The sequence below is a fragment of the Streptomyces sp. NPDC054840 genome (assembly GCF_053611065.1).
Genome location: NZ_JBSGZP010000456.1, coordinates 1 through 6079 on the forward strand (window position 1 = coordinate 1; position 6079 = coordinate 6079).

General features: G+C 71.8%; 5 protein-coding genes. 2 read left to right on the forward strand and 3 right to left on the reverse strand.

The window, feature by feature from the left end; translation table 11 throughout:
• Positions 1-116: 116 nt before the first annotated feature.
• From ACWGIU_RS26705 to ACWGIU_RS26715, 3 genes are all read right to left on the reverse strand, one after another.
• The gene (locus ACWGIU_RS26705; RefSeq protein ID WP_453709869.1) at positions 117-1790 is read right to left on the reverse strand and encodes a phospho-sugar mutase; all 1674 of its coding nucleotides are present in this window, start codon (positions 1788-1790) and stop codon (positions 117-119) included.
• A gap of 28 nt (positions 1791-1818) precedes the next feature.
• Positions 1819-2625: a purine-nucleoside phosphorylase gene (locus ACWGIU_RS26710; RefSeq protein ID WP_453709871.1), complete on the reverse strand. Its 807-nt coding sequence runs from the start codon at positions 2623-2625 to the stop codon at positions 1819-1821.
• Positions 2626-2864: 239 nt separating this feature from the next.
• Positions 2865-3302: a gamma-glutamylcyclotransferase gene (locus ACWGIU_RS26715; RefSeq protein ID WP_030012228.1), complete on the reverse strand. Its 438-nt coding sequence runs from the start codon at positions 3300-3302 to the stop codon at positions 2865-2867.
• Positions 3303-3475: 173 nt separating this feature from the next.
• On the opposite strand from ACWGIU_RS26715, the gene ACWGIU_RS26720 reads away from it, so the two are divergent.
• Complete coding sequence (locus tag ACWGIU_RS26720) at positions 3476-4915, forward strand: NAD(P)H-quinone dehydrogenase (protein ID WP_453709873.1); 1440 nt, start codon at positions 3476-3478, stop codon at positions 4913-4915.
• Positions 4916-5090: 175 nt separating this feature from the next.
• The gene (locus ACWGIU_RS26725) at positions 5091-6041 is read left to right on the forward strand and encodes a DeoR/GlpR family DNA-binding transcription regulator (protein ID WP_453709875.1); all 951 of its coding nucleotides are present in this window, start codon (positions 5091-5093) and stop codon (positions 6039-6041) included.
• Positions 6042-6079 lie beyond the last annotated feature (38 nt).

Consider the following 6079-nt stretch of genomic DNA (forward strand, 5'->3'; position numbering starts at 1 on the left):
GGGCCGAAGCCCCGGCTACGCGCCCCGACGGACGGAGTCCGGCGCGGCGGCGCGAAACCGGAGCAGCCCCCTGGACCGGGGCGCGCGAGCGGCGCCGGGGCTTACGGAACAGCCCTTCACATGCCCATGGCCGCCGAGAGGTCCTTCTTGATCGCGTCCAGGACCTCCTGGCCGCGGACGCGGGCCGAGGCCAGGTCGGAGGCCTCGGCCACCGGGACCACGACCTCCAGGTAGCACTTCAGCTTGGGCTCGGTACCCGACGGGCGGGCGATGACCCGGGCCTTGTACGCGCCGTCCAGGTAGTAGCGCAGGCCGTCCGTGGGCGGGAGGGTCTCCGTGCCCTTGGACAGGTCCTCCGCCGAGACCACCCGCAGACCGGCGAGCGCCACCGGCGGCCGCGCGCGCAGCGCCGCCATCGCGTCGGCGATGATCGACAGGTCCGAGACGCGCACCGACAGCTGGTCCGTGGCGTGCAGCCCGTGGGCCATCGCCAGGTCGTCCAGCAGGTCGGTCAGGGTGCGGCCCTGCTCCTTGAGCACCGACGCCAGCTCCGCCACCAGCAGGGCGGCGGTGACGCCGTCCTTGTCGCGGACGCCCTCGGGGTCCACGCAGTAGCCGAGCGCCTCCTCGTAGCCGTAGCGCAGGCCCTCGACCCGGGCGATCCACTTGAAGCCGGTGAGGGTCTCCTCGTAGCCGACACCCGCCGCCTCCGCGATCCGGCCCAGGAGGCTGGAGGAGACGATGGACTCGGCGAAGACGTTGTCGCTGCCCGAGACGCCCTTGTGGACCAGGTGGGCCGCCAGCAGTGCGCCGACCTCGTCGCCGCGCAGCATCCGCCAGCCGTCCGCCGTGGGCACGGCCACGGCACAGCGGTCCGCGTCCGGGTCGTTGGCGATCACGATGTCGGGCTGGACCTCGGCGGCCTTGGCGAAGGCCAGGTCCATGGCGCCCGGCTCCTCCGGGTTCGGGAACGCCACGGTCGGGAAGGCCGGGTCGGGCTCGGCCTGCTCGGCGACGAGCACCGGCTCCGGGAAGCCGTGCCGGGCGAAGGCCGCCATGACGACGTCCTTGCCGACGCCGTGCATGGCCGTGTAGACGGTCCGCGCACCCCGGGGGGAGCCGGGGGTCAGGACGGCGTCCGTCCGCGCCAGGTAGGCCTCCAGGACCTCCTCGCCGAGTTCCTGCCAGCCCGACTCGGGGCGCGGTACGCCGGCCAGCTTCCCGACCGCCGCGATCTGCGCCGCGATGTCGGTGTCGGCCGGGGAGACGATCTGCGATCCGTCGCCGAGGTAGACCTTGTAGCCGTTGTCCCGGGGCGGGTTGTGGCTCGCGGTCACCTCGACACCGGCGACGGCGCCGAGGTGCCTTATCGCGTACGCGAGCACGGGCGTCGGCAGGGGGCGGGGCAGGAGGGCCGCGCGCAGCCCGGCGCCGGTCATGACGGCCGCGGTGTCGCGGGCGAAGTCCGCGGACTTGTAGCGGGCGTCGTAGCCGACGACGACCAGGCCGCCGTCGTGGCCCTGGGCCTTCAGGTAGGCCGCGAGGCCCGCCGCGGCCCGGATGACCACGCCTCGGTTCATCCGCATCGGGCCGGCGCCGATCTCCCCGCGCAGTCCGGCGGTGCCGAACTGCAGGGTGCCCGAGAAACGGTCCGCGAGCTCAGCCGTGTCGCCGGCCTCGATGAGCGCGGCCAGTTCCGCGGCCGTCTCCGGGTCCGGGTCCTCGGCCAGCCAGGCCTGCGCCCGGATGATCAGGTCGTCCTGTGCCTGTGCCTGTGCCTGTTCCTGCACTGCTTCCGCCTTAGCTCTCGTACGTCGATCAGATGCGGGCGAGGACCTGCGTCAGCAGCGTGCCCATGCGGGCGGCCGAGTCACGGCCGGCCTGGAGGACCTCTTCGTGGTTCAGCGGCTCGCCGGACAGGCCCGCCGCCAGGTTGGTGACCAGGGAGATGCCGAGCACCTCGGCGCCGGCCTCACGGGCGGCGATGGCTTCCAGCACGGTGGACATGCCGACCAGGTCGGCACCCATGACGCGGATCATGTTGATCTCGGCCGGGGTCTCGTAATGCGGGCCGGGGAACTGGACGTAGACGCCCTCTTCGAGGCTCGCGTCGATCTCCTTGCACATCGCGCGCAGGCGCGGCGAGTACAGGTCGGTGAGGTCGACGAAGTTCGCGCCGACGATCGGCGAGGTGGCCGTCAGGTTGAGGTGGTCGCTGATCAGGACGGGCTGGCCGGGCTTCATGCCCTCGCGCAGACCGCCGCAGCCGTTGGTCAGGACGACGGTCTTGCAGCCGGCGGCGACGGCGGTGCGCACGCCGTGGGCGACGGCGGCGACGCCGCGGCCCTCGTAGTAGTGGGTCCGGCCGAGGAAGACCAGGGCGTGCTTCTCGCCGATCTTGTACGAGCGGATCTTGCCGCCGTGGCCCTCGACGGCGGCGGGCGGGAAGCCGGGCAGCTCGGTGACGAGGAACTCGGCCTCGGGGGCGCCGAGCGCCTCTGCGGCGGGGGCCCATCCGGAGCCCATGACGAGGGCGACATCGTGGGTGTCCACGCCGGTCAGCTCACGCAGGCGGGCGGCTGCGGCGTCGGCGGCGGCGAAGGGGTCGGTAACAGATGCGTTCACGCGGACGAGCGTAACCGCTTCCGGCCTACGCGCGTAGATGGCACAGCTCACGGTGTTCGGATCGTTGCCTTGTCGTTTCCGCCGAAACGTCCCCGTGGGGGTGGCGGGGCCAAAACGGCAGGGCGCTGCCCGGAGCCCGCGCCTCAACGCCGGGGGCTGGAGCAGCCGGGTGCCGCGCGAGGCCACGCCGTGTGCGGCCGCGGGGCGGGACCGGGCCGGTCGAGCAGCCCCGCAGGCGGTCAGCAGGGGCGTTTGCGGATTTCCATCACGTAGTCGTGGGGGGCGCCCGCGGATTCCGCGGCGTCCGCGATCTCGCCCAGGTAGCGGGCCGAGGGCAGCCCGCCCTCGTAGCCGTTCAGCACGTACACCCAGGCCGCCTCCTCGCCGTCCAGCGTGTGCACGCGCACCCGCATCCGGCGGTAGATGTCGAGTCCGACACCCTCCCAGCGGTCCATCGAGTCCTCGTCCAGCGGCGCGATGTCGTAGAGCGCGACGAAGACCTGGTGGCGCGGGGCTTCGACGATCGTGGCGAGAGCGCCCTCCCAGCCCATCTGCTCGCCGCCGAAGGTCAGCCGCCAGTCATTGATCCAGCCCGTGCCGCGCAGCGGCGAATGCGGAGCGCGGCGCGTCATCAGCCGCGGGTCGAGGTTGCCGGCGTACGCGGCGTAGAGCGACATGTGGTCGAGAGTACGGGAGGGGTGCCGGTGCCCGCGTGCCCGGATGGCGGGACCGGGCGCGAAGCACCTTGAAGCGTGCGGGACAATGGAGCACGGAATGCATCCCCCGGGGAGACCCCCCGGAACACCGGCCGGGGCGGCAGCCGGCCGGGTAGACGTGAGGCGGACTTTTCGTGACCCGGATCGTGATCATCGGCGGCGGACCCGGCGGGTATGAGGCAGCCCTGGTGGGGGCCCAGCTCGGCGCGGAGGTGACCGTCGTCGACTGCGACGGTCTGGGCGGGGCATCGGTGCTGACCGACTGCGTACCCTCCAAGACTTTGATCGCGACCGCCGAGGTGATGACGACCTTCGACTCCTCGTACGAGGAGCTCGGCATCGTCGTCGCGGACGACACCCCGCACATCGAGCAGGCCGCGCGCGTCGTCGGCGTGGACCTCGGCAAGGTGAACCGGCGCGTCAAGCGCCTCGCGCTCGCCCAGTCGCACGACATCACGGCCTCCGTCACCCGGGCCGGCGCGCGCGTGGTGCGCGGCCGCGCCAAGCTCGGCGGACCGCAGGGCATCGACGGCACCCGGGACGTCATCGTCACGGCCGCCGACGGCTCCGAGACGATCCTGACCGCGGACGCCGTCCTGATCGCGACCGGCGGCACCCCCCGCGAGATCCCCGACGCCATGCCCGACGGCGAGCGGATCCTGAACTGGACCCAGGTCTACGACCTCGACGAGCTCCCCGAGGAGCTCATCGTGGTCGGCTCCGGTGTGACCGGCGCCGAGTTCGCCGGCGCGTACCAGGCCCTCGGCTCCCGGGTGACCCTCGTGTCCTCCCGCGACCGCGTGCTGCCCGGCGAGGACCCGGACGCCGCCGCCGTGCTGGAGGACGTCTTCCGGCGCCGCGGCATGAACGTCGTCGGACGCTCGCGCGCCGAGTCCGCCAACCGGGTGGGCGACCGGGTCGAGGTCACCCTCTCCGACGGCCGCGTGCTGACCGGTACGCACTGTCTGATGGCGGTCGGCGCGATTCCCAACACCAAGAACATGAACCTGGAGGAGTCCGGGGTCCGGCTCAAGGACTCCGGGCACATCTGGACCGACAAGGTCTCGCGTACCTCCGCACCCGGCGTGTACGCCGCCGGTGACGTCACGGGCGTCTTCGCTCTCGCGTCGGTCGCGGCCATGCAGGGACGCATCGCGATGTACCACTTCCTCGGTGACGCGGTGGCCCCGCTGAACCTCAAAACGGTCTCCTCGAACGTCTTCACCGACCCGGAGATCGCCACCGTCGGCTACACCCAGGCGGACGTGGACGCCGGCAAGATCGACGCCCGCGTGGTGAAGCTCCCGCTGCTGCGCAACCCGCGCGCCAAGATGCAGGGCATCCGGGACGGCTTTGTGAAGATGTTCTGCCGTCCGGGCACCGGCATCGTCGTCGGCGGCGTGGTCGTCTCCCCGCGCGCGAGCGAACTGATCCACCCCATCTCGATCGCGGTCGACAACAATCTGACGGTCGAGCAGATCGCAAACGCGTTCACCGTGTACCCCTCGCTGTCGGGCTCGATCGCCGAGGTGGCCCGTCAGCTGCACACGCGGAAGACCGCCGGGGACGCGTGAGCCCCGCTAACCGCCGCACACCGTAAGGGGTTTGGGGCGGGGCGTCGTTTCGTGGCGAGATGTTCACGCAACTCTCGGTCCGCGTATACCACTAGTCGCCCCGCCTTATGGACAACTTCGGTATTCCGGCGCAAAGAGCTGAAAGCAGACGGTCGTTGGGGTTACTGTCAGTTTCGTGTTCGCTGCAGAACGTCGCCAATTGATCCTCGAAATGGTGCGGGCCAACGGAGCGGTTTCGCTCCGGGAGCTCGCCCGCGTCGTCCAGACCTCCGAAGTGACCGTACGGCGGGACGTGCGGGCACTGGAGGCAGAAGGACTCCTCGACCGCCGACACGGCGGTGCGGTATTGCCGGGCGGTTTCACGCGGGAGTCCGGCTTTCCGCAAAAGTCCCATCTCGCGACGGCGGAGAAGACCGCCATTGCCGATGTCGCCGCCTCCCTCGTCGAAGAGGGCGAGGCTGTCGTCGTCGGCGCGGGCACCACGACCCAGGAGCTGGCCCGTCGGCTCGCCCGCGTGCCCGGACTGACCGTCGTCACCAACTCGCTGCTCGTCGCCCAGGCCCTGGCCCACGCGAACCGGGTGGAGGTGGTCATGACCGGCGGCACCCTGCGCGGGTCCAACTACGCCCTCGTGGGCAGCGGAGCCGAACAGTCCCTCCAGGGGCTGCGGGTCTCGCGGGCCTTCCTGTCGGGCAGCGGTCTGACCGCCGAGCGCGGGCTGTCCACGTCCAACATGCTGTCCGCCAGCGTGGACCGGGCGCTGGTGCAGGCGGCGGCGGAGGTGGTGGTGCTGGCCGACCACACGAAGCTCGGTACCGACACGATGTTCCAGACCGTGCCCACCGATGTGATGACGCGTCTGGTGACGGACGAGCCGCCGCCGCACGACGACCGGGCGGGTACGGAGCTGCAGGCGCTGGCGGACCAGGGCGTGCAGATCACCGTGGCTGGTGGGGCCGCGCCCTCCGGGGGTGTGGACGGGATGCAGGGGCGGCGGCCACGCCGCGAGTCGCCGTTGCCGGTACAGCGGCGGGGCGGGCCGACGGCGCAGCTGCGCAGTGCCACCGGAGGGATGCTGGAGCCGCAGGCGGAGCGGGCCCGCGTGGCCGACATGCGCCGCCGCTAGGCCGTCTCTTTCGGATCGGGCCCGGCACGATCCGAAAG